Origin of the sequence: Streptomyces sp. HUAS CB01 (genome assembly GCF_030406905.1) — a bacterium.
Taxonomy (GTDB): domain Bacteria; phylum Actinomycetota; class Actinomycetes; order Streptomycetales; family Streptomycetaceae; genus Streptomyces; species Streptomyces chengbuensis.
The window spans coordinates 4,531,725-4,552,920 of the sequence record NZ_CP129137.1 but is presented as its reverse complement, the minus strand read 5'-3'; the positions used below and the strand labels follow the sequence as shown (position 1 = coordinate 4,552,920).

General features: G+C 72.2%; 23 protein-coding genes and 1 pseudogene. 9 read left to right on the top strand and 15 right to left on the bottom strand.

Annotated features, from left to right (window positions below):
* Positions 1 to 53: 53 nt before the first annotated feature.
* Positions 54 to 1,694 carry a serine/threonine-protein kinase gene (locus tag QRN89_RS20205; RefSeq protein WP_290350810.1) on the bottom strand — a complete coding sequence of 547 codons (1,641 nt, stop codon included), beginning with the start codon at positions 1,692 to 1,694 and terminating at the stop codon, positions 54 to 56.
* A gap of 205 nt (positions 1,695 to 1,899) precedes the next feature.
* On the opposite strand from QRN89_RS20205, the gene QRN89_RS20200 reads away from it, so the two are divergent.
* Positions 1,900 to 2,943 carry an alpha/beta hydrolase gene (locus QRN89_RS20200; protein WP_290350809.1) on the top strand — a complete coding sequence of 348 codons (1,044 nt, stop codon included), beginning with the start codon at positions 1,900 to 1,902 and terminating at the stop codon, positions 2,941 to 2,943.
* A gap of 129 nt (positions 2,944 to 3,072) precedes the next feature.
* Here QRN89_RS20200 and QRN89_RS20195 read toward each other — a convergent pair whose 3' ends face one another.
* Positions 3,073 to 3,978: a menaquinone biosynthetic enzyme MqnA/MqnD family protein gene (locus QRN89_RS20195; RefSeq protein WP_384068293.1), complete on the bottom strand. Its 906-nt coding sequence runs from the start codon at positions 3,976 to 3,978 to the stop codon at positions 3,073 to 3,075.
* Between the two features lie 270 nt (positions 3,979 to 4,248).
* On the opposite strand from QRN89_RS20195, the gene QRN89_RS20190 reads away from it, so the two are divergent.
* Positions 4,249 to 4,452: a cold-shock protein gene (locus QRN89_RS20190; RefSeq protein ID WP_017948713.1), complete on the top strand. Its 204-nt coding sequence runs from the start codon at positions 4,249 to 4,251 to the stop codon at positions 4,450 to 4,452.
* 230 nt (positions 4,453 to 4,682) lie between these two features.
* Here QRN89_RS20190 and QRN89_RS20185 read toward each other — a convergent pair whose 3' ends face one another.
* Positions 4,683 to 5,165 carry a GNAT family N-acetyltransferase gene (locus tag QRN89_RS20185; RefSeq protein ID WP_290350808.1) on the bottom strand — a complete coding sequence of 161 codons (483 nt, stop codon included), beginning with the start codon at positions 5,163 to 5,165 and terminating at the stop codon, positions 4,683 to 4,685.
* Positions 5,166 to 5,222: 57 nt separating this feature from the next.
* On the opposite strand from QRN89_RS20185, the gene QRN89_RS20180 reads away from it, so the two are divergent.
* Positions 5,223 to 5,621: a DnaJ family domain-containing protein gene (locus QRN89_RS20180; RefSeq protein WP_290350807.1), complete on the top strand. Its 399-nt coding sequence runs from the start codon at positions 5,223 to 5,225 to the stop codon at positions 5,619 to 5,621.
* A gap of 260 nt (positions 5,622 to 5,881) precedes the next feature.
* Here QRN89_RS20180 and QRN89_RS20175 read toward each other — a convergent pair.
* Positions 5,882 to 7,108 (bottom strand): annotated as a pseudogene (locus tag QRN89_RS20175) (acetyl-CoA C-acyltransferase).
* Positions 7,109 to 7,212: 104 nt separating this feature from the next.
* Here QRN89_RS20175 and QRN89_RS20170 point away from each other — a divergent pair.
* Together QRN89_RS20170 and QRN89_RS20165 are read left to right on the top strand one after the other, a co-directional pair.
* Positions 7,213 to 8,532 (top strand): 3-oxoacyl-ACP reductase, encoded by a 1,320-nt coding sequence (locus QRN89_RS20170; protein WP_290350806.1) that lies wholly within the window; start codon positions 7,213 to 7,215, stop codon positions 8,530 to 8,532.
* Between the two features lie 26 nt (positions 8,533 to 8,558).
* Positions 8,559 to 9,635 carry a MaoC/PaaZ C-terminal domain-containing protein gene (locus tag QRN89_RS20165; protein ID WP_290350805.1) on the top strand — a complete coding sequence of 359 codons (1,077 nt, stop codon included), beginning with the start codon at positions 8,559 to 8,561 and terminating at the stop codon, positions 9,633 to 9,635.
* On the opposite strand, the gene QRN89_RS20160 is transcribed toward QRN89_RS20165, so the two are convergent.
* Positions 9,598 to 10,218: a TetR/AcrR family transcriptional regulator gene (locus QRN89_RS20160; protein ID WP_290353789.1), complete on the bottom strand. Its 621-nt coding sequence runs from the start codon at positions 10,216 to 10,218 to the stop codon at positions 9,598 to 9,600. The genes QRN89_RS20165 and QRN89_RS20160 overlap by 38 nt on opposite strands.
* 185 nt (positions 10,219 to 10,403) lie before the next feature.
* Positions 10,404 to 10,478, bottom strand: a complete 75-nt coding sequence (locus QRN89_RS35835; protein ID WP_106430099.1) for a 50S ribosomal protein bL37 — start codon at positions 10,476 to 10,478, stop codon at positions 10,404 to 10,406.
* Positions 10,479 to 10,685: 207 nt separating this feature from the next.
* Between QRN89_RS35835 and QRN89_RS20155 the strand changes: the two genes are divergently transcribed.
* On the top strand, positions 10,686 to 11,051 hold the full coding sequence (locus QRN89_RS20155; RefSeq protein ID WP_290350804.1) for a hypothetical protein: 366 nt from the start codon (positions 10,686 to 10,688) through the stop codon (positions 11,049 to 11,051).
* Between the two features lie 91 nt (positions 11,052 to 11,142).
* Here the strand turns inward: QRN89_RS20155 and QRN89_RS20150 are convergent, their stop codons facing one another.
* The 6 genes from QRN89_RS20150 to QRN89_RS20125 all read right to left on the bottom strand — a co-directional run bounded on the left by QRN89_RS20150 (position 11,143) and on the right by QRN89_RS20125 (position 16,498).
* Entirely contained in the window at positions 11,143 to 12,480 is a 1,338-nt protein-coding gene (locus tag QRN89_RS20150; RefSeq protein WP_290350803.1) for a dicarboxylate/amino acid:cation symporter, read from the bottom strand.
* A gap of 413 nt (positions 12,481 to 12,893) precedes the next feature.
* Positions 12,894 to 13,184, bottom strand: a complete 291-nt coding sequence (locus tag QRN89_RS20145) for a DUF4229 domain-containing protein (protein WP_290350802.1) — start codon at positions 13,182 to 13,184, stop codon at positions 12,894 to 12,896.
* A 106-nt stretch (positions 13,185 to 13,290) separates the two neighbouring features.
* The gene (locus tag QRN89_RS20140; RefSeq protein ID WP_290350801.1) at positions 13,291 to 13,815 is read right to left on the bottom strand and encodes a GNAT family N-acetyltransferase; all 525 of its coding nucleotides are present in this window, start codon (positions 13,813 to 13,815) and stop codon (positions 13,291 to 13,293) included.
* A gap of 127 nt (positions 13,816 to 13,942) precedes the next feature.
* On the bottom strand, positions 13,943 to 15,106 hold the full coding sequence (mqnE, locus tag QRN89_RS20135; protein WP_290350800.1) for an aminofutalosine synthase MqnE: 1,164 nt from the start codon (positions 15,104 to 15,106) through the stop codon (positions 13,943 to 13,945).
* 94 nt (positions 15,107 to 15,200) lie between these two features.
* Entirely contained in the window at positions 15,201 to 15,656 is a 456-nt protein-coding gene (locus tag QRN89_RS20130; protein ID WP_138053755.1) for an Lrp/AsnC family transcriptional regulator, read from the bottom strand.
* A gap of 176 nt (positions 15,657 to 15,832) precedes the next feature.
* Positions 15,833 to 16,498 carry a UbiX family flavin prenyltransferase gene (locus QRN89_RS20125; protein ID WP_290350799.1) on the bottom strand — a complete coding sequence of 222 codons (666 nt, stop codon included), beginning with the start codon at positions 16,496 to 16,498 and terminating at the stop codon, positions 15,833 to 15,835.
* Positions 16,499 to 16,590: 92 nt separating this feature from the next.
* Here QRN89_RS20125 and QRN89_RS20120 point away from each other — a divergent pair, with 92 nt between their 5' ends.
* Positions 16,591 to 17,190, top strand: a complete 600-nt coding sequence (locus tag QRN89_RS20120) for a rhomboid family intramembrane serine protease (RefSeq protein WP_290350798.1) — start codon at positions 16,591 to 16,593, stop codon at positions 17,188 to 17,190.
* Between the two features lie 133 nt (positions 17,191 to 17,323).
* Here QRN89_RS20120 and mqnP read toward each other — a convergent pair whose 3' ends face one another.
* Positions 17,324 to 18,226: a menaquinone biosynthesis prenyltransferase MqnP gene (gene mqnP / locus QRN89_RS20115; RefSeq protein ID WP_290350797.1), complete on the bottom strand. Its 903-nt coding sequence runs from the start codon at positions 18,224 to 18,226 to the stop codon at positions 17,324 to 17,326.
* Entirely contained in the window at positions 18,223 to 19,674 is a 1,452-nt protein-coding gene (locus QRN89_RS20110) for a menaquinone biosynthesis decarboxylase (RefSeq protein ID WP_290350796.1), read from the bottom strand. Before QRN89_RS20110 ends, mqnP begins: the two co-directional genes overlap by 4 nt.
* Positions 19,675 to 19,760: 86 nt before the next feature.
* Between QRN89_RS20110 and QRN89_RS20105 the strand changes: the two genes are divergently transcribed.
* Together QRN89_RS20105 and QRN89_RS20100 are read left to right on the top strand one after the other, a co-directional pair.
* Positions 19,761 to 20,087: a PLD nuclease N-terminal domain-containing protein gene (locus tag QRN89_RS20105; protein ID WP_290350795.1), complete on the top strand. Its 327-nt coding sequence runs from the start codon at positions 19,761 to 19,763 to the stop codon at positions 20,085 to 20,087.
* Positions 20,088 to 20,108: 21 nt separating this feature from the next.
* Positions 20,109 to 20,564, top strand: a complete 456-nt coding sequence (locus QRN89_RS20100; protein WP_290350794.1) for a nucleoside deaminase — start codon at positions 20,109 to 20,111, stop codon at positions 20,562 to 20,564.
* A 19-nt stretch (positions 20,565 to 20,583) separates the two neighbouring features.
* Here QRN89_RS20100 and QRN89_RS20095 read toward each other — a convergent pair whose 3' ends face one another.
* Positions 20,584 to 21,114 carry an SRPBCC domain-containing protein gene (locus QRN89_RS20095; protein ID WP_290350793.1) on the bottom strand — a complete coding sequence of 177 codons (531 nt, stop codon included), beginning with the start codon at positions 21,112 to 21,114 and terminating at the stop codon, positions 20,584 to 20,586.
* Positions 21,115 to 21,196: the final 82 nt, after the last annotated feature.

Here is a 21,196-nt window from a genome sequence, read left to right as displayed (position 1 = left end):
CGCCCTGCAGGGGCCCGCCCCGACCCTCGCGCGGGCCGGTGCGCGGCCGGCTCTCAACGGCCGCTGCGGCTGAGGTCGCCGACCGGGTTGCCCGCCCGGGCGTCGGCCGACACGTACCGCAGCGTGCCGCCGCTCAGTTCGAGGCGCAGGCCCTTGGTGCTCTCGCTGCACATGCCCTTGCTGCGCGGCCCGCGCCTGGCGTCGACGACGAGGGTGCGGGCGTCGGCGCTCGTGGCGGTCAGCAGGTCCTCGCAGATGAAGTTGCCCAGGATGTCGGTCTGTTCGGCCTTGCCGACCCGCTCGCCGGTGCGGCCGCCCGGCTCGATGGTGACCTTCATCGTGCCCGCGGGCAGTCCGGCCGCCGTGATGCTGCCCTCCCAGACGCCCGCGAAGGTCTTCGGCACCTCTTCCGGGCCCGTTCCGCCGTCGGCGGGTGCGCTGGTCTCCGAGGACGCGGGCGGCTGGGCCGCCGTGTCGCCGTGGCCGCCGCCACCGCGCGGGAAGAGGTCCAGCAGGACCCCCGCGCCCACGGTCACCGCGGCGAGTGCCCCGGCCACGGCGAGGGCCACGGTGCAGCTGGCCTTGCGGGAGCCGCCCGGGCGGTCGTGTTCTCCGCGGGTCGTGACCGAGAGGGAGAGCCGGCCCCCGGGCTTGCGGTCCGTGGGCGCGGTCGTCGGCTCGGGAGGGGGCGCCGGCACGGGCGCCGGGGGGACGGGGTCGATCGGCGGGCCGAACACCCCCAGGGCCTGGCTGGTGAACGGCACGGGCCCGGACGCCACCGGGTCCTCGCCGGACGCCGGCTCCAGGTCGAGCAGCCGTACCGCGGTCCTGCTGACCTGCTCCACCAACGGGCCGGGCAGCCAGCCGGCGGCCACCAGTGCCCCGGCGCCGGCCGGCGCGAGCCGGCGGACCAGCCCGGCGGGGGCCGGGCGGGCGGCCGGGTCCTTGGCGAGGCAGCCGGCGACGAGCTCCCGCAGTTCACCCGTCAGGGCTCCCAGTTCGGGCTCCTCGTGGACCACCTTGTAGAGCAGGGCGGCCGACGAGTCGCCGGGGAAGGGCGCGGTGCCGGTCGCGGCGTAGGCGAGGACCGCGCCGAGCGAGAAGACGTCGGCGGCACCGGTCACCTCGCCCGAGCCGACGATCTGCTCCGGAGCCATGTAGCCGGGGGAGCCGACGGAGACGCCGGTCGTGGTGAGTGAGGCCGTGCCGTCGGTGGCCCGCGCGATCCCGAAGTCGATGAGCCGGGGACCGTCCAGGGTCAGCAGCACGTTGGACGGTTTCACATCCCGGTGGACGAGCCCCAGCGCGTGGACCGCGGCCAGCGCCTCGGCCAGCCCCGCGCCCAGGGTCCGGACCGTGTGCTCGGGCAGTGGCCCGTGCTCGGCCACCGCCGCGCCGAGCGCGGGGCCCGCGACGAAGCCGGTGGCCACCCAGGGCACGGGCGCGTCGGGGTCGGCGTCGAGGACGGGGGCCGTCCAGGCCCCGCCCACCCGCCTGGCCGCCTCCACCTCCCGCCGGAACCGCGCCCGGAACTGCTCGTCGAGCGCGAAATGGGGATGGACGACCTTCACCGCGACCGTACGGCCGCCCTCGCTGCGGGCGAGGTACACCCGGCCCATGCCGCCCGCACCGAGCCTGCCCAGCAGCCGGTAGGTGCCGATGGTCCGCGGTTCGCCGGCTTCCAACGGCTGCATGCGCGTCTCTCCCCCTGTCGCGGCGGCCCGCTGGCCCGTCCGATCCGTCCAGCAGCGTAGGCCCACGCGTGGTCCGGATCACCGGGATCGGGCCCGGTCTGGGGCCAACCGATCGCGCCGGGCCCGCATCTCCCTGGTCGTAAACCGCTCACCGCGCCGGTAACCCCCGCGAAGCGCGCGAATCACCGCACCAACGGAGTACGCCATGAAACGGCTGTCCAAGGCGCTCATCGCCACCGTCGCCCTCTGCTCTGTCGCGCTCGCGTCCGGCTGTTCGGCAGAAGGGGAGCCCGTCACCTTCGACGGGCCGTCCGCCGCCCCCGCCGGCCGGGACGGCGGCTCGGACGGCCCGGCCGCCGGGGAGGCCGGCGGGGAGGCCGCCGCGAAGACCCTGATGCCGACGGGCCCGAAGGCCGAGTTCACCACCCAGAACACCGTCGACGACGGAACCAGGATCGGCGTGACCACGCTGCACGGCAGAAAGTCCGGCTTCACCGGGAAGGTCTGGGTGTGGGCGCCCCCGCAGTATTTCGACCCGAAGTACGCGAAGAGCGGCTTCCCGGTCCTGATCGCGCTGCCGGGCGGCAACGGCTACCCGAACAATTACTGGATGGGCACCGATCTGAAGCTGCAGAGCAGCATCAGCCGGTGGTCGAAGGAGGGCAAGAGCCTTCCGTTCGTCGTGGTGATGCCGGTGCTCAATCCGGATGACAAGTATTACTACGACGGCAGTGACATACCCGGGCAGCCGAAAATGGGCACCTGGATGACCGAGGACGTCCCCGACTTCGTCCGCGCCAATTTCCGCACCTTCACGTCCCGTGACGGATGGGCGTTCATGGGATCGTCGTCCGGTGCCTTCGTCGGACTGAAGTCGGTACTGAAGCACCCGGACCGGTTCAAGGCCGTCATCGCCTCCGGCCCCGACATCGTGCCGGACTCACCGCTGTGGGCGGGGCACCCCGCGGAGCAGGCGGCGAACGACCCCGAGAAGCTCGCCCGGGCGCTCGGGGCCCGCCCGAGCGGCAAGGACACGGACGTCTATCTGGCGTTCCAGGCGGGCACCAAGGAGTCGGCGCTCCGCAAGGTCAGGGCCTTCATCAGGGACCACACCAAGGGCCCGGTGAAGACCCGGCTGCAGGTGATCCAGGACGGCGAGCACAACGCCAGGACCTATGTGCAGGGCATGGAGGACGGGTCCATCGAGTGGATCAGCCGCCATATGCAGGCGCCCGTCGCCACGCCCTGACCCGCGTCCCGGCCCGCCGCATGGCCCGCCGGGCGGGTGCGGGGCGCTCCGCCCCCGTCCGGCCTGCGGCGGACGCGCCGGACGCCGGCTCCGGCGTGGAGCTCGGCGACACCGGCACCGCCGTGCCGCTCAGACGCCGAGCAGCTCGACCGCCACGTCCGCCGGGAAGCCCGTCGTCGGCCCGGTCCTGCGGGCGAACTCCCTGACCCCGGCCAACTGCTCGGGGCCGAAGCGGAAGTCCAGCGTCGTGAAGTAGCGCTCGAGCAGCTCCGCGTCGAACGCCTCCCAGCGCGCCGCCTGCTCGGCGACCTTCGTGACCTCCTGCAGGGAGAGGTCGCGGGAGTCCAGGAACGCCTCGTGGACCTTCCGTACGAGCCGGGGCTCCCGCCGCAGATAGTCCTTGCGGGCCGCCCACACCGCGAAGACGAACGGCAGGCCGGTCCAGTCCTTCCACATCCGGCCGAGGTCGTGGACCCGCAGCCCCAGCCTCGGCGCGTCGTGCAGCGAGGCGCGCAGTGCGGCGTCGCCGATCAGCACGGCCGCGTCCGCCTCCTGCATCATCACGCCCAGGTCCGGCGGGCAGGTGTAGTAGTCGGGCGCCACTCCGTACTGCTCGGCGAGCAGCAGCTGCGCCAGGCGCACCGAGGTGCGGGAGGTGGACCCCAGGGCGACCCGGGCGCCGCCCAGCTGCTCCAGCGGCAGCTGGGAGACGATCACACAGGACATGACCGGCCCGTCGCAGCCGACCGCGATATCGGGGAAAGCGACGAGATCGTCGGCATTGCGCAGATATTCCACGAGGGTGATCGGGCCGATATCGAGATCACCGGCGACCAGCCCCTCGGAGAGCTTCTCCGGCGTGTCCTTGGTGAGCTCGAGATCCAGGAGCGTCCCCGTGCGGGCGAGGCCCCAGTACAGGGGCAGGCAGTTCAGGAACTGGATGTGACCGACGCGCGGCCGGCTGCGACGGTCGTGGCCGGGGGCGGCGTTCTCGGCGTGTTCCGCGTGCTCCGCGGGTTCTGCGTGACTGTCCACATCGTGAGGCTAGACCGGGGGACACGCCTTCGAATGGCCGGGGCACCCCGCCCGAGAGCGTCAGCATGTCAAGGCGGCATCAAACATCCGGGTGACGTGATCTTTCCCTCTACCCATCTGAACACCGTGCGTGCTAGGCTCGACGCAAGTTGCAGTTTGGTTTCCCTTGCAGTGCAGAGCCTGCGGAGCATGTGACCCGCAGGCTTTTGTAGTTTTCAGACTTGTTTGCAGGTTCTGGAGCAGGGCAACCCTTTGGCCCAAGGAGGGCTTATGGCTACCGGAACCGTGAAGTGGTTCAACGCTGAAAAGGGCTTCGGCTTCATCGCCCAGGACGGCGGCGGCCCGGATGTCTTCGTCCACTACTCCGCGATCAACGCGACCGGCTTCCGCTCCCTCGAGGAGAACCAGGTCGTGAACTTCGACGTCACGCAGGGTCCGAAGGGCCCGCAGGCGGAGAACGTCACCCCGGCCTGATGCGACCGGGTCGGCGATCGCGCACGACTTAGCAGTACCCAAGGAGCCTCGCCCGTACCTCGTGTACGGGACGGGGCTCCTGCCCTTTTCCGTATCCCCTCCGGAAGGCCGAGCAGCCGTCCGGTCCCGCCCGCCGGCCCCGAATCCGGGAATCCGGACGCCGGAATACGAAAGGGCAGTGAACGGGAGACCGCGAGCGGGGAAAGAAAGGGAAAAGTCCCCCGGACGGCTCACAACTCGCGGAACATGATGTTCAACCCCACGGTGCCGTGCTCCGGATGCCGGAAAGCCCCCGGGACCGTGCCCAGCACACGGAAACCCAGCGCCTCCCACAGCCGCGTCGCGGGATTCGTCTCCACTACGGCGTTGAAGACCATCCCGGTGTAGCCGTCCCGCCGTGCCCGGTCGATGACGTGCTCGGCCAGACGCCGCCCGATGCCCCGTCCCGTCTGCTCCGGGTCGACCATGAAGCCCGCGTTGGCGATGTGCGCGGCGGGGCCGCCGTAGTTGGGCCGCACGTACGCCGACGCGACCAGCGTGCCGTCCTCGTCCTCGACCACGAACACCCGGTGGGAGGGCGCCATCCACAGCGCGCGTGCGGCGGGCTCGTCGGTGTCCGGATCCCATGCGTAGGTGTCGCCGGCGGACACGATCCTTCTCCAGAAGGGCCAGATGCGGTCCCAGTCCTGCGCGGTCGCCTCTCTGATCAGCACGGTTCAAGTGTCCCAGAGCCCTCACCGGCGCCCTCGCACATCCGTACCCTGGAAGGCATGACCGAGCGCAAGCCCCCGGGCGTCAGTTTCGAGTCGTGGGTCGACAAGCAGATCCGCGACGCGAGGGAACGCGGGGAGTTCGAGGAGCTGCCGGGCCTCGGCAAGCCCCTGCCCGACGACCTGGCGCCGTACGACGAGCTGTGGTGGGTCAAGGGCAAGATGCACAAGGAAGGCATCGCCGTCCTGCCGCCCGCTCTCGCCCTGCGCAAGGAGGCCGAGGACGCGCTGGAGAAGGCGTACCGAGCCCCGTCGGAGGCCGCGGTGCGCCGGATCGTCACGGAGATCAACGAGAGGATCACCCGGATGCTGATGATGCCGCCGCCGGGTCCGCCGCTCGGACGCAGGCCGTACGACGTGGACGAGGTCCTCCGGGAGTGGCGGCTCCGGCGGGGCTGACCGCACGTCCGCCGGGTCCCGGACGACGGGGGACCCACCCCGGATCCCGGGCCCCGGGAGGCCCCACCCCGGATCCCGGGCCCCGGACGACCCGGGAGGCCCCACCCCGGATCCCGGAAACCGGAGGACCAGTGAGGCCCCGGGCCCCGGCCGATCCGGGCGCCGGAGGACCCACCGAGCCCCCGGCCCGGGACGACCCGCCGGGCACTGACCCGAGCCCAGGACACCGGAGGACCCTCGGAGCACCCGGCCCCGAGGTGCTACGGCCGTTCCAGGATCGCCGTCACGCCCTGCCCGCCCGCCGCGCAGAGCGAGATCAGCCCGCGGGCCGGGCCCCTCCCGCTCCGCGAGGAGCGTGGCGAGGGGTCGCGACGATCCGGGCGCCGGTGGCCGCGAACGGGTGGCCGGTCGCCGGCGAGGCCCCGCGACATCGAGCCTCGCGCGGTCCACCGGGGCGAGTCCCTGGTCCTCCCGGGCCGCGAGCGTGGCGAGGACCTGCGGGGCGACGGCCTCGTGGATCTCGACGAGGTCGAAGTCCTCCGTCCCCGGACCGGTGCGCTCCAGCATCCGCGGGGACCGCGCGGGCCGGCGCCGTCAGCAGCCCCGCGTCCCGTCCACGCGGTCCACCGCTGCCGTCTCGTACGCCGTGAGACGGGCCAGGACCTCACGCCCGCGGGCCTCCGCCCACCCCTCAATGGCGAGCAGCACGACCGCCGCCCCGTCGGTGAGCGGCGTCGAATTGCGCGCGGTCGTCGTCGGGTTGTCGTGGTCCGTGCCGAACACCGGCTTGAGCGCGGCGAGTTTCGCGGCCGTCGAACCGGGGCGCAGGTTCTGGTCCCGGGCGACTCCCCGGAACGGCGCGGCGATCGCGCAGGAACCCCCGCTCGTAGGCGGCCGGCCAGACGCCGGCGGCTCCCGGCGGCGAGTGCGTCCTGGTCCTCGCGGGTGGTCCCCCGCTTCCGGGCGGTGATCGCGGCGTGCTCGCCCATGGAGAGGCCCGTGCGGGGTTCGGCGTTGCGCGGGATGTCGGGCACGCGTGGGGAGGGGCGCACACCGGACAGCGTCTTTTCAGGCGGCCACCGAGTCCCTTCGCGCGCCGGGCGGCGAACCGTTGCCCCGCGCAGGTCGTCCTCGACGGCGAGGGGCGCGTCGCTTGCCGTGTCGGCGCCGCCCGCGACGGCGGAGTGGGCGGCGCCGAGCGCGATCGTGTCGGCTGCGACGACCGCCGAGACGCCCGTGCCGCAGGCCTGCTGGATGTCGTAGGCCGGGGTGCGCGGATCCAGGCCCGAGCCGAGGACGGTCTCGCGGGCGAGGTTGGGTCCCGAATGCGCTCGAGGACCGCGCCGGCCACGAACGCCCACCGCGCCCGGTTCCCGCAGCCGTACCGCTCGACGATCCCGTCCCGTGCGGCGGGCACCTCCTGGTCGGAGGCGGTGGTGCGCAGGGGCCGTCGGAACCGGCGAACGGAGTACGGCTGCCCCGACGATCGCGACCCTGCGGACCTCTCCGAGTTACACCTCGACCAACTCCTGACCTCTGAGTAACCTTACTCTGGAGTAAATCCACGACCCAGCAGGGAGTCCGGACGACCATGGCCGACCGCTATCTGCGTTTCACCCACACCGCGCCCGGCCGCTTCCTCACGCGCCGCCTCGGACTCCCGGAACCGGCCGCGCTGCACCGCTGGACACCCGAACACCCCACGCTCGACGGCGAGCTGGCGCATCTGACGGTGGGTTCGTCCACGGTCGCAGGAGCGGACCTCGCCGCGGTCCTCGCCTCGACGGGTCTGCCGGTGGCCGCCGCGGCCGCCGACCCCGCAGCGGTCGTGCTCGACGCGACGGGCGTCGCGTCCGCGCGAGGGCTCGCCGGAGTGCACGCCCTGCTCCACCCCGTCGTGCGGTCCGTCGCGGCGAGCGGCCGGATCGTGGTCCTCGGCGCCCCGCTCTCCGCGACGGACCACCACCAGGCCGCCGCCCAGCAGGCGCTGGACGGGTTCGTGCGCTCCCTCGGCAAGGAGATCGGCCGGGGCAGGACCGTGAACCTGGTGCGGATCGCCGGCGGCGCCCGCGCCGCCGAGTCGACGCTGCGGTTCCTCCTCTCCCCCAAGTCGGCCTACATCAGCGGGCAGACGGTCGAGGTGGGCGACTCCGCCCAGGCGGCTCCCGACGACTGGTCCCGTCCGCTCGCCGGCCGCACCGCGCTCGTCACCGGCGCTGCACGCGGGATCGGCGCGGCCGTCGCCGCCACCCTCGTGCGCGACGGCGCCGGCGTCGTCTGCCTCGACACACCCCGGGCCCGGGACGAACTCGGCCGCACCGCCGAACGGCTCGGCGCGGCGGCGCTCCCGCTGGACATCACGGCGGACGACGCGGCGGAGCGCATCGCCGACGCCTTTCCCGACGGGCTGGGCGTCCTCGTCCACAACGCGGGCGTCACTCGCGACCGCAGGCTCGCCAACATGCCCTCGGAGCGCTGGAGTTCCGTGGTGGACGTGAACCTGTCGTCGGTGCTCGACATCACGGACACGCTGCTGAAGGCCGGAGTGCTGGCGAACGGCGGCCGGATCGTCGCGACGGCCTCCATCGCGGGCATCGCCGGCAACGCCGGTCAGACGAACTACGCCGCGAGCAAGGCCGGGATCATCGGCCTGGTGCGTTCGCTCGCCCCCCGCGCCGCCGCCGAGCACGGCGTCACGGTCAACGCCGTCGCGCCCGGCTTCATCGAGACGAGGATGACCGCGGCCGTGCCGCTGCTGATCCGCGAGGCGGGCCGCCGGATGAACTCACTGGCCCAGGGCGGCCTCCCGGAGGACGTCGCGGAGACGACGGCCTGGCTGGCCCACCCGGCGTCGGGGCCCGTGAACGGCCAGGTCGTACGTGTCTGCGGGCAGTCGCTCCTCGGCGCGTGACGCCCCCGCACGGAAGGAGACCCGCCATGGAGACCCGGACCCTGTCCGCACCGCCCGCCCTCTGGCCCGCCCTGCTGCGCGGCGTCCTCGCCTCGCCGTTCCGCCGGCGGGCCCTCCCCGGCGCCGCGGTGGGCGACCGGCTCCCGCGGACCCGGCTCGTGCTGCCGGGAGCGGCCGTCGAGCCGTCGCGTCTGGCCGCGTACGCCCGCGTGTGCGGCTTCGAGGCCGCCGGGCCGCTGCCGATCACGTACCCGCACGTCCTCGGCTTCCCGCTCGCCATGCGGCTGATGGCCGACCGCGGCTTCCCCCTGCCGTTGCCGGGGCTCGTCCACACCCGCATCGCGATCACCCGGCACCGGGACATCGGGCCGGACGACCGGCCGGAGATCTCCGTCCACGCGGCCTGGCTGCGGCCGCACCGGCGCGGCACGGAAGTGACGTTGGTGACCGAGGCCCGGCTCGACGGCGAACTCGTGTGGGAGTCGGACAGCACGTACCTCTCCCGGCACGCACGGCACCCGGGAGCGGCCGGGCCGTCCGGAGCGGGTACGGGGGACACGCCCGCGTGCGGGCCGTCCGCGATGCGCGACGCGGGCGGCCGGGGGGTCACCGCCGGGCCCGCACCCGACGACGGCCCCGCGGCGGGCACACCGCCGCCCGACGACGGCCCTCCGGCCGACAGCCCAGCGGGCGACGGTCCTCCGCGGGCCGTTCGGGAGGACGACGGCCCCGCGGAACGGACCCCGGCGCCGGAGGAGCGCGCGCGATGGCGGCTCGATGCCGACCTCGGACGCCGCTACGGCGCCGCGTCCGGGGACCGCAACCCCATCCACCTGTACGCGGCGACCGCACGCGCCTTCGGCTTCCCCCGCGCGATCGCCCACGGCATGTGGACCTTCGCCCGCTGCCTGGCCGAGCGGGACCCCCGGGAACTCCGCCGTGCGGAAGCGGTGTTCAAGGCGCCCGTGCTGCTTCCCGGCACCGTCGTCTACGCCGGCGTCCGCACGGACCGGGCCGACGGGGTCTTCGAGCTGCGCGGCGCCGACGGCGAAGGCCGGGTGCACCTCACCGGGAGGACGGTGACCAGCGCTCGCCCTTCATGAGGTTCCCCAGGCCCTCCCACGCGAAGTTCATGAGCGTCGCGGCCGCCTCCCGCGCGGAGACGCCCGGTGTGTCGTTGGCCCATCCGGCCAGCGACTCCGCCGCGCCGACGAGCGCCTGGGCGAGACCCGCCACGTCCTTGTCGGCGAGTTCGCCGTCCCCGAGGGACTCGCGCGCCGCCACCCCGATCAGCCCCGTCACGAACGCCACGATCTCGTTCCGCATCACGGACACCTCGGCGGCGAACGGCTCCCCGTGCGTACGGGCCTGCCGGTGCAGCACGGCCCACGCGTCCGGGTGCTCCGTCGTGTGCCCGAAGAACGCGGTGAGGCCCTCCCACAGCTGACGGTCCGCCGGCAGCCCCGGGTCCACCGCCGCCCGCACGGCCGCGACCAGCGCCGCGGACTCCCGCCGGATGCAGGCGGTGAAGAGGTCCTCCTTGGAGTTCAGGTAGAGGTAGACCAGCGGCTTGGACACGCCGGCGAGCTCCGCGATCTCGTCCATCGACGCAGCGCGGTACCCCCGTTGCCCGAACGTCTGCACTGCGGCGTCGAGCATCTGCTGCTCCCGCACGGCACGCGGCATCCGCTTGGTCCTACCGGCACCTTCCACGTCAGACGTCCTCCCGGCCCTGGCCACCGATCTACTGTTCGGTAAGCCTAAGGCCCGCCGCGGGGCGGAAACGCCGAGGACCGGTCCGCACGGTTCCGCGGACCGGTCCTCGGGTGGGCTGCGCCGGATCGGCGCGTACGGTCGGGGTCGGGGGGCGGTCAGGCGTTGGGACGCTTGCCGTGATTCGCCTTCCTCTTCTTCCTGGCCCGCCGCTTGTTGCCTCGCTTCGACATGGTGCGAATCTCCCGCTTCCGGACGAAAACGATGATCTTGCCAGTCTAGGGCGGGCGCTCCCGCTCCGCACGCACAGCCCGCCGACACGGCGCCTTTCCCCTCCGGCCAGAGGCCGCACGAGCCGGGCACGCGAAGCGCCCGGGACCGGGACGGTCCACCGGTAGGGCCGGTGACCGGGCCACGATCGCCGAACACCCGGGGGCCCAGTGACCCGTCGGAACCGCCGCCAGAGGCCCGTTCGGCTGAGCGGCATCTTCAGCGCGGACGTGCAGGTGTTCCGGTTCTACCCGGACGGCACCGTCCTCGACGTACTCGTACGTCCCGCTCCCCGGCCCGAGAACGCCGCGACCATCGCCACGTGGCTGCGGCGCGAACTGCCCACTCCGGGCGTGCACACGGCACGCTACGAGCAGCACGGGGAGCGCGTCGCGTTCACGCGAGGCCACCTGAGAGACGAGGAGATCGAGGTGCGCGGCACGTGGTCCGAGGGCCGGCTCGCACTGGGCCTCGCGGGCCGGGGCCGGGGGCTGGCGCCCCGGCGCTTCGCGCGCCTGGACGCCGCCCGGCGGTGACCGGCGGCCCCGCGCGTCGCCCCCCGACGACGGAGGCCCCGGATCCGTCGGATCCGGGGCCCGCTCGCGGTGGGTCGGGGGCCTGCGGCCCTCACGCGGTGGCCGGCACCGCCACCTTCCGCTCGGTCTCGCGGGCGTCCGCGTCCACGTCGTCGATCGGCGACGGCTTCGCCGCGTCGTACGCGTCGCGGTCGAGGATCTTCTCGCGAGCGGCGACGATCACCGGCACGACGGTCTGGCCGGCGACGTTCGTCGCGGTCCGCATCATGTCCAGGATCGGGTCGATCGCCATCAGCAGTCCCACGCCCTCCAGCGGGAGGCCCAGCGTGGAGAGGGTCAGCGTCAGCATGACCGTCGCGCCGGTGAGACCCGCCGTGGCGGCGGATCCGACGACCGAGACGAAGGCGATCAGCAGGTAGTCCTGAACGCCGAGCTGGACCTCGAAGATCTGCGCGATGAAGATCGCTGCCAGCGCCGGGTAGACGGCGGCGCAGCCGTCCATCTTCGTCGTCGCGCCGAACGGCACGGCGAAGGAGGTGTACTCCTTCGGAACGCCGAGACGCTCGGTGACCTTCTGGGTGACCGGCATCGTGCCGACCGAGGAGCGGGAGACGAAGGCGAGCTGGATGGCCGGCCAGGCACCCTTGAAGAACTGCAGCGGGTTGACCCTGGCGACGGTCGCCAGCAGCAGCGGGTACACGCCGAACAGGACCAGCGCGCAGCCGACGTAGACGTCGGCCGTGAAGGTGGCGTACTTGCCGATGAGGTCCCAGCCGTAGTCGGCGATCGCGTGGCCGATGAGGCCGACGGTGCCGATCGGGGCCAGCCGGATGACCCACCACAGGGCCTTCTGCAGCAGCTCCAGCACGGACTCGCTGAAGGCGAGGACCGGCTGGGCGCGGTCGCCGAGCTGGAGCGCGGCGACACCGGCGACGGCGGCCATGAAGACGATCTGGAGGACGTTCAGCTCGGTGAAGGGCGTGACGACGTCCGTGGGAACGATCCCGGTGAGGAAGTCGATCCAGGAGCCTGCCTTCTCCGGCTTCTCGCCGTCCTGCCGGGTGAGGCCGGTGCCCGCCCCGGGGTCGGTGAGCAGACCGATCGCCAGGCCGATCGCCACGGCGATCAGCGAGGTGATCATGAACCACAGCAGCGTGCGGCCGGCCAGCCGTGCGGCGTTGTTGACCTTCCGCAGATTGGTGATCGACACCAGGATCGCGAAGAACACGAGCGGCGCGACGGCCAGCTTCAGCAGCTGGACGAAGATGTCGCCGACCTGCTCCAGGGTCGTGCGGAGCCAGGTGACGTCCTGACTGCGGGCCAGCCAGCCGAGCAGGACGCCGGCGACCAGACCGGCGACTATCTGGGCCCAGAACGGGACCTTCGGTATGCGGCTGGTGTGGGCGGGCGTCGCGGAGTTCGCGGACACGGACACACTCCGGTGAGGCGTATCGGAAAGGCGGGGGGACGGGGATGCGGCGCCCGTTCGCTCGGGGGAGGCCGCTCTGTGACGCCGGGTCAGACCGAACGGCGACAGATTGCGGACATGCCGGGGGAGGTCCCGGCGCGAGCGCAGCAAGGTGCGTCGACGTGCAGGCGCGTCACGAGCGGGGGGCTCATGACCGTTTCGGGGCACACTGCTGTCGTCATGGCCACACGTTAACACTTGAACTTTGAGACCCTCAAAGTCGGACTTTGAGTCTGGATCGCGCCATCGAGCGTCCGGAAACGGCACTGCCCCAGCGCGGGAGCGCTGTGCTCCCGGCCGGGGCGGCGGGGTCTGCGGAGTTCGACGTGACGAAGGTCACGTCCACCGGCGGAGCCGGAGGACGGCGTCGCGCGCTACTGGACGTCCTCGCGGGTGCGGTTGGCCTCCAGGCGGGTCTTGGCCCGGTCCACCTTCGCGACGATCTGCTCGGACATCGCGTCGCGCTGCTTGCGCAGCAGGACGAAGCTCAGCGGCGCCGAGATGAGGACGGAAAGGACGAGCACCCACAGCAGGTTGGAGTCGCCCAGGCCGCGCGGCAGTACGCGCAGGTACACCAGCCCCCACAGGACGAAGAAGCAGCCGGCGAAGACGCCGAGCCGCATGAGGGTGTACCGGAGCGTGGCGCTCGTCTTGCTGTCGGACACGACGGCCCCTTTCCTTCACTGAGTCGCCCGTCCAGTGAAGCACGTCCCGACCGTGGTCCATTCGGCGGCTCCGGCCGGTCCGGCCCGGAGTGCGCTCCGGGGAGGATCAGACGAGCGGGAGCAGCATCGTGATGTCGTCGCGGAAGTCGCCGTCGGAGACGCGGATCGCGTCGGGCACCCGGCCGACCTCCTTGTAGCCGCACGAGGCGTAGAACCGCTCCAGTCCCGCGCCGCCGCGGCAGGTCAGCCGTATCGCCGTGATCCCGCTCATCCCGCGTGCGGCGCCGGCGGCCTCGGCGAGCAGGTCCCGGCCGTAGCCCCTGCCCTGGTGCCGGGGATGCACCATCACCGTGTAGAGCCAGATCCGGTGACGCATCAGCCGGTGCGCGTTGTGCGTGAGGAACGCGGCGGCGGCGACCTCGCCGTCCTCGTCGCGCCCGACGAGCAGCCGCGTCCGTCCCTCGGCCATCGCCGCCAGGTGCCGGACCAGTTCGGGCCGTACGTCCTCCGTGCTCACCGGCGGTACGAACCCCACGGCCCCGTCGGCGTTGCTCACGTCGGTCCAGAGCCCCAGGATCCCGTCACGGAGCGCGGGGTCGACGGGCGGATCGAGCGTGAACTGCAGAGCCATGACCCCGACGATAACAACGCCCCGGCCCCTGCCCGGGTGGCCCCGAAGGGGCCGGGCACGCCCTCGCGGGCGGGTGGGACCGGGGCGCCACGGCCTCGGACTCGGCCCCCGTACGGGGCCGGACGGGTCAGACGCGCATGGGCTGCGGCGACTCGCGGCGGTCGCCGTCGGGGCCGGGGTACTCGCGGATGACCTCGTAGCGGGTGTTGCGCTCCACCGGGCGGAAGCCCGCGTCGCGGATCAGCTCCAGCAGGTCGTCGCGCGTCAGCTTGTTCGGCGTGCCGTAGTTGTCCGCGTCGTGGGTGATCTTGTACTCGACGACCGAGCCGTCCATGTCGTCCGCGCCGTGCTGAAGGGCCAGTTGCGCGGTCTGCACACCGTGCATCACCCAGAAGACCTTCACGTGCGGGACGTTGTCGAACAGCAGCCGGGACACGGCGAAGGTCTTCAGGGCCTCCGCCCCCGTCGCCATCGTCGTCCGGGCCTGGAGCCTGTTGCGGACCTTGCCGTCCTTCATGTCGACGAAGTCGTGCTGGTACCGCAGCGGGATGAAGACCTGGAAGCCGCCGGTCTCGTCCTGCAGTTCACGCAGCCGCAGGACGTGGTCCACGCGGTGGCGGGGTTCCTCGATGTGCCCGTACAGCATCGTGCACGGGGTCTTCAGGCCCTTCTCGTGCGCGAGGCGGTGGATCCGGGACCAGTCCTCCCAGTGGGTGCGGTGGTCCACGATGTGCTGGCGCACCTCCCAGTCGAAGATCTCGGCACCGCCGCCGGTCAGTGACTCCAGCCCGGCGTCGATGAGCTCGTCCAGGATCTCCGAGGCGGTGAGCCCGGAGATGGTCTCGAAGTGGTGGATCTCGGTCGCGGTGAAGGCCTTCAGCGAGACGTTCGGCAGCGCCTGCTTCAGTTCGCGCAGCGACCGGGGGTAGTAGCGCCAGGGGAGGTTCGGGTGGAGCCCGTTGACGATGTGCAGCTCGGTGAGGTTGTCGCTCTCCATCGCCTTGGCGAGGCGGACGGCCTCCTCGATGCGCATCGTGTACGCGTCCTTCTCGCCCGGCTTGCGCTGGAACGAGCAGTACGCGCACGACGCCGTGCAGACGTTCGTCATGTTGAGGTGGCGGTTGACGTTGAAGTGGACCACGTCACCGTTCTTGCGCGTACGGACCTCGTGCGCGAGGCCGCCCAGCCAGGCCAGGTCGTCCGACTCGTACAGGGCGATGCCGTCCTCGCGGCTCAGCCGCTCGCCGGCCCGGACCTTCTCCTCCAGCTCGCGCTTGAGCCCCGCGTCCATGCGGCCGCCTCCCAGATGTCCTCGTACTGCGCTTGCCCCAGGGCCTTTTCCCGGGTGTGCCCCCGGATCGCCGGAGGCCCCACCCACGGTACGCCTAGACCTCCTCGGGCAGGTCCCCGACCCGGTTCTCCCACTTCGTGGACAGCACGATGGTGGTACGGGTCCGCGAGACGCCCTTCGTCCCCGACAGCCGGCGGATCGTCTTCTCCAGTCCGTCGACGTCGCTGGCGCGCACCTTGAGCATGTACGAGTCGTCGCCCGCGATGAACCAGCAGTCCTCGATCTCCGCGAGGTCGCGCAGCCGGTGTGCCACGTCCTCGTGGTCGGCGGCGTCGGAGAGGGAGATGCCGATCAGCGCGGTGACACCGAGCCCGAGGGAGGCGGCGTCGACGGTCGCCCGGTAGCCGGTGATGACTCCGGCGGCCTCCAGGCGGTTGATGCGGTCGGTGACGGAGGGACCGGAGAGTCCCACGAGCCGGCCGAGCTCGGCGTACGAGGCCCTGCCGTTCTCGCGCAGGGCCTGGATGAGCTGCCTATCCACGGCGTCCATATGCCTGAGCCTTCCATTATTCATCGCTACCGCAATTTTACGTGTGAAATCCAAGGCATGCAGGGTGTACACCCCGCGCTGCCCATGCGTGTCCCGAACGTTCGGGGACGACGGGGGGCGTCGGGGCCGCGGACAGCCCTCCCGCCGACCGCCGCGGTCCCCTCGCAGTCGGTCGGCTAGTCGGCCCTGGAGCCCCCCAGCTCTCCCTCCCAGCGGCGGTACAGGCCGTGCGCGACACCCGCCGCGTCCAGCGCCCGCCCTGCCACGAAGTCCACCAGGTCCTGGATGTGCGTCGCTCCCGCGTAGAAGGCGGGGGACGCGGGCAGGACCACCGCGCCCGCCTCGTCGAGCGCCACCAGGTGCCGCAGGGTCTGACCGCCCAGCGGGGTCTCGCGCACGGCGACGACGAGCCTCCGGCGCTCCTTGAGCGTGACGCTCGCCGCCCGCTGGAGCAGGTCCTTGGACAGCCCGAGCGCCACTCCCGCGACACAGGCGGTGGACGCCGGCACGATCAGCATGCCCTTCACCGGGTACGACCCCGACGACGGTCCGGCGGCCAGGTCCCCGGCCGCCCAGTGGCGCACCGCGCTCACGTCCACCCGGAAGGTCCCGGGCTTGCCGTCCGCGCCCCGCTCCAGCCAGGTGCGGAGATCGTCCTCCCAGTGCGCGTCCCGGAACGCGATCCCCGTCTCGTCGAGGAGGGTGAGCCGCGAGGCCCGCGACACCACCAGGTCGACGCTCTCACCCGCGTCGAGCAGACCGCGCAGTACGGCTGCGGCGTAGGGAGTCCCGGACGCCCCGGAGACCCCGACGACCCACGGGGTGCGGTTGGCGTCGTTCATGGGATTGAGCCTATCCGGCCACCGGGTGGCGGAACTGAGTCAGGTACCCCGGACGTTTCCGTGGGGAGACGCGGCAATCACAGGGGGCCATGATGTCGACCACCTCGATCGAGCCGGGCCGGACCGACCGGGCGAAGGCGGCCGGCAAGCTGATGCTGGCCTGGGTGGCGCTGCTGTGGGCCCTGGAGGCGGTGGACCACGTCACGGGCCACAGGCTCGACGCGTACGGGATCTCACCGCGCGAGCCCGGTGAGCTTGCGGACGTCGTCCCGGCGTCCTTCCTCCACTTCGGCTTCGGCCATGTGGCGTCGAACACCGTCCCGCTGCTGGTCTTCGGTTTCCTCGCCGCGCTCGGCGGCGTCCGCCGCTTCCTGGCCGTGGCGGCGCTGATCATCGTCGCGGACGGCATCGGCGTCTGGCTGATATCGCCGCCGGGCTCGAACACGGCGGGCGCGTCCGGTCTCGTCTTCGGTCTCTTCGGCTATCTGGTGGTCCGCGGCTTCGTGGACCGGCGGCCGCTGGACATCGGCGTCGGCCTGCTGATCGGCATGATGTGGGGCAGCTCGATCCTGCTGGGCCTCTCCCCCACCGACACGGGCGTCAGCTGGCAGGGACACCTCATCGGCCTGGTGGCGGGCGTCGTGGCGGCCTTCGTGTTCCGCCGCCGCAGGCCGGCCGCGACCACGGCCTGACGGGGCCGGCCAGGGCCGGGCACGGGCCGGGGCGCGGCGTGCTCAGGACCGGGCCGCGGGATCCACGGGGAGTCCTCGGTGACAGTCACATCGACGTCCCCGTCCACGCACTCGACGGTGGGCCGCACGGTGGCTACGGGGTGAGGCCCCGAACGGCCAGATCGGTCAGCGCACACACGAACAGGGCAATGCCGATGAAGCCGTTGACGGTGAAGAACGCACGGTTCAGCCGGGACAGGTCGTGCGGCGTCACGATCGTGTGCTCGTAGACGAACGCGATCGCGACGACCACCAGGCCCAGCCAGAGGAAGAGCCCGGCGCCGGTGGCCAGGGCGTACCAGACGAAGAGGGCCATCGTCAGGACGTGGCAGGCCCGGGCGCCCCACAGGGCGGCCGGGATGCCGAAGCGGGCCGGTACCGACCTCACGCCGTGGGCGCGGTCTGCCCGCACGTCCTGGCAGGCGAAGATCAGGTCGAAGCCGCCGATCCACACCCCGACCGCCAGCCCGAGGATCACCGCGTCCCAGGACCAGGTCCCGGTGACCGCGAGCCACGCCCCGACGGGGCCCATGGCCTGGGCGAGTCCGAGGATCGCGTGCGGGAAGTTCGTGAAGCGCTTCCCGTACGGATAGACCACCATCGGGACGACCGCCACCGGCGCGAGCGCCAGGCACAGCGGGTTGAGCAGGGCGGCGGCGCCGAGGAAGACCACGACGGCGATGCCCGCCCCGGTCCAGGCGGACCGCACCGACACCGCTCCGGTCACCAGCTCGCGGCCGGCCGTGCGCGGGTTGCGGGCGTCGATCTCGCGGTCGATGATCCGGTTGCAGGCCATCGCGAAGGTCCGCAGGCCCACCATGGCGACGGTGACGAGCAGCAGCGTGACCCAGTCGACGCGCCCGTCGCTCTCGAACATCGCGGTGAGTGCGGCGATGTACGCGAACGGCAGCGCGAAGACCGAGTGCTCGATCATCACCAGCCGCAGGAACGCCTTGGTCCGGCCGGGTCCGGGCACGGCCGCCGCGGACGCGCTCACAGGCCGTACTCCTTCCACCGGCGGTCGACCAGCGCAGCCGTGTCCGGGTCCGAGACGACCATCTCCGGCCAGCCCCCGTCCCGGGTGTAGCCCTCCTCGGGCCACTTCCGCGTCGCGTCGATGCCCGCCTTGCCGCCCCAGAACTGCTGGTAGGAGGAGTGGTCGAGGTGGTCCACCGGCCCTTCGACGACCGTCAGGTCGCGGGCGTAGTCGGTGTTGCCGAGCGCCCGCCACGACACCTCGTGCAGATCGTGGACGTCGCAGTCGGCGTCCACGACGACGATCAGCTTGGTCAGCGACATCATGTGCGCGCCCCAGACGGCGTGCATGACCTTCTGGGCGTGCTTCGGGTACTTCTTGTCGATCGAGACGATCGCGCAGTTGTGGAAGCCGCCCGACTCGGGCAGGTGGTAGTCCACGATGTCCGGCACGATGATCTTGAGCAGCGGGAGGAAGAAGCGCTCCGTCGCCCGGCCGAGCGGGCCGTCCTCCGTCGGGGGCCGTCCCACCACGATCGACTGGAGCAGCGGGCGCCTGCGCATCGTCACGCAGTCGATCGTCAGCGCGGGGAAGTCCTCCTGCGGCGTGTAGAAGCCGGTGTGGTCCCCGAACGGACCCTCGGGAAGCATCTTGCCCGGCTCCAGCCAGCCCTCCAGGACCACCTCGGCCTGCGCGGGCACCTGGAGCGGCACCGTCTTGCAGTCGACCATCTCGATCCGCTTGCCCTGCACGAAGCCGGCGAACAGGTACTCGTCGATGTCCCCGGGCAGCGGTGCGGTCGAGGCGTACGTCACGGCGGGCGGGCAGCCGAAGGCGATCGCGACCGGCAGCTTCTCACCGCGCCGCGCGGCCACCTGGTAGTGGTTGCGGCTGTCCTTGTGGATCTGCCAGTGCATGCCGATGGTGCGCTTGTCGTGGCGCTGGAGGCGGTACAGGCCGAGGTTGCGCACCCCGGTGTCCGGGTCCTTGGTGTGCGTGAGGCCGAGGTTGAAGAAGGAGCCGCCGTCCTCGGGCCAGGTGAACAGCGCGGGCAGCCGGTCCAGATCGACCTCGTCCCCGCGCAGGACGACCTCCTGCACCGGTGCGTCCTTGACCTTCTTCGGCGGCACGTGCGTCATCGCGCCGAGCTTGCCGAACGCCTCGCGCACGCCGACGAAGCCGTGCGGCAGCTCCGGCTTCAGCAACCCGCCGATCTTGGTGCTGATGTCGTCGTACGACTTCAGTCCGAGCGCCTTCAGCAGCCGGCGGTCGGTGCCGTACACGTTCATCGCGAGCGGCATGGACGAGCCGCGCACGTTCTCGAAGAGCAGCGCGGGGCCGCCGGACTTCTGGACCCGGTCGACGATCTCCCCGACCTCCAGGTACGGGTCGACTTCGGCCTTGATGCGCTTGAGGTCGCCCTCGCGCTCCAGCGCCCGGAGCAGCGAGCGAAGATCGTCGTAAGCCATGCCGTCCAGTATCGGCCACTCGCTACGCTGGACTTGTCACGGGGGCCGTTCCACGGCCCCGTATCTCCGCACGCAGGGGGCCGCCCATGCTTCGGGTACTGATGTTCTTGGTGCCGCTGGCGCTCAGCATCTACGCCTTCATCGACTGCATCTCCACGGACGAGAAGGAGATCAGGCACATTCCCAAGCCGCTCTGGGCGATCCTCGTGCTGCTCTTCCCGCTCGTCGGTTCGATCTCCTGGCTGATCGCCGGGAAGGACCGCGGCACGCCGCGTCCTGCGCGGCGCGGCGGCTGGGTGGCTCCCGACGACAACCCCGAGTTCCTGAAGTCCCTGGACGACGAGGGCAAGCCGGGGCAGTCCCGGGACCGGACGAAGGACCAGAAGCGCGACGAGGACCCGGGCACGTCCTGACGACGACGGGAGGGCCGGGTCATGGACCGGGAGACGGCACGGCAGTGGCTGTCCACCGCCGTCGACGAGGCGCGCGCGGGCCTCGCGGAGGGCGGCATCCCCATCGGCGCCGCGCTGTACGGGGCGGACGGCTCGCTCCTCGGCCGCGGGCACAACCGCCGGGTCCAGGACGGCGACCCCTCGGTGCACGCGGAGACGGACGCGTTCCGGGCCGCGGGGCGGCAGCGGTCGTACCGGGGGACGACGATGGTGACCACCCTCTCCCCCTGCTGGTACTGCGCGGGGCTGGTCCGGCAGTTCGGCATCTCGCGGGTCGTGGTCGGCGAGGCGGAGACGTTCCACGGCGCCCACGGCTGGCTCGAGGCGCACGGCGTGGAGGTGGTGGTCCTGGACGATCCCGTGTGCACGGCGATGATGCGGGAGTTCGTCGCCGGCCATCCGGACCTGTGGCACGAGGACATCGGCGAGGACGGCTGACCGCGCCGGCGCCGTCCGGTCAGGAGCGCGCGGCGTACTCCGCGCGCAGCTGCTCGAAGCGCTCCGGCGTCCAGGCGGACCAGTCCGCGGGCCGCCCGTCGAGAGCGTCCGACAGGTACTCGAAGTGCTGGTGCCAGCCTGCCAGGTTGTCGAGGCGCCGCCCGTCCGGGCCGGAGAACTCGTTGGTGAAGCGCAGCACGGTGGCGAGCGAGTCGGCGGGCGCCGGCTCCATGTGGAAGCGGATGCGGCCGTGCGTCCCCACGGTGTACTCCGCGACGGCCTCCCGGTCCCAGGCGGTGACCCGTCCGGAGACCACGGCCCCTTCGACGCTCTCCTCCGCGTTCAGCCAACGGAGCGTCACCGCGCCGCCGAGCTGGGGTTCCAGCAGATCGGCGGCGGCCAGCCACTGCGGCAGCCCCTCGGGCGTGGCCACGGCGGCCCAGACCCGCACCACGGGGTGCGGCAGATGGAGCACGTAGTGCAGGACGTGGACCGGGCCGTCGTCGCCGGCGCGGGTCTCACTGGTGCCGTACGGGATCGCTTCCGTCATGGCACCAGCGTCACCCGCGCGGGCCGGGGCCGCTACCGTGTCTCGGCCAGTCGGGGCCTGCCGGGACGCCCCGTGGGACGTC